Below are 714 nucleotides of genomic sequence, written 5' to 3'. Positions count from 1 at the left end.
CTCTGGGGTAGAATTCATGTCGGGCAAGGTGTGTTCGTGCTGATAGGGTAGGTTTTTAGATAACTCCCATTCTATCAATCACTTACGGCATTCTTGCCCTTTTTTGTGCAAAATTCAGGCTAGCGGCTGCGCGCGGCCATCTTGCCCAGCACGTAAATAGCATACAGCGCTGCGATGCCGACAAGCGCATACACCAGGCGCGACCAGATGGTGCGCTCGCCCAACAGGGCGGCCACCAGGTCGAAGCCGAAGGCCCCGACCAGGCCCCAGTTGATACCGCCGACAATCATCAGCACCATCGCGGCCATGTCGAGGGCTGAAAAGTGGGTTGCGTCCAGGATGATGCTGCCGTTGCGCCGTTCGGGGATGTGGCGGCGTTCGTTTGCGGGTGCGTTCATTGTTGCCATTATTGCCTCCTTGTAGGTTCCACCAGAGCGGTGGCGTCCCTGTAGGACAGCAAACCGGGGCAGAAAGTTTGCGCGATCGTACAGGCCGACGCGCGCGCCGCGCTTCGGGTATGGTGATGGACGAGTCCACCCATCCAAGGAGTTCGCCCATGAGCGAAAAGAGCTTGACATCCTTCCCTTCCTAAAGGAAGGGGATTCCTACGGCGCCGCGTGATGATCTACGGGTCGCTTCGGTGGGTTCCTGCTTCATCGAGCGGCCTGACTGCGCCGACTCTCCACAGGCTAAGACGCGATGTCCTCGCGCTAA

The 714-nt window shown here is 58.8% G+C and carries 1 protein-coding gene; it reads right to left on the bottom strand.

The features are described 5' to 3' along the window. Positions 1-119: 119 nt before the first annotated feature. The gene (locus tag F1735_RS33960; RefSeq protein WP_167241444.1) at positions 120-407 is read right to left on the bottom strand and encodes a DUF378 domain-containing protein; all 288 of its coding nucleotides are present in this window, start codon (positions 405-407) and stop codon (positions 120-122) included. Positions 408-714: the final 307 nt, after the last annotated feature.

This window comes from Massilia genomosp. 1, from assembly GCF_011682185.1.
GTDB lineage: Bacteria > Pseudomonadota > Gammaproteobacteria > Burkholderiales > Burkholderiaceae_D > Telluria_A > Telluria_A rubra.
This window is presented reverse-complemented; position numbering and strand designations above follow the sequence as displayed.

Coding starts and splice junctions, on each gene's coding strand:
- F1735_RS33960 (WP_167241444.1), bottom strand. CDS start 407: ATGGCAACAATGAACGCACCCGCAAACGAACGCCGCCACATCCCCGAA.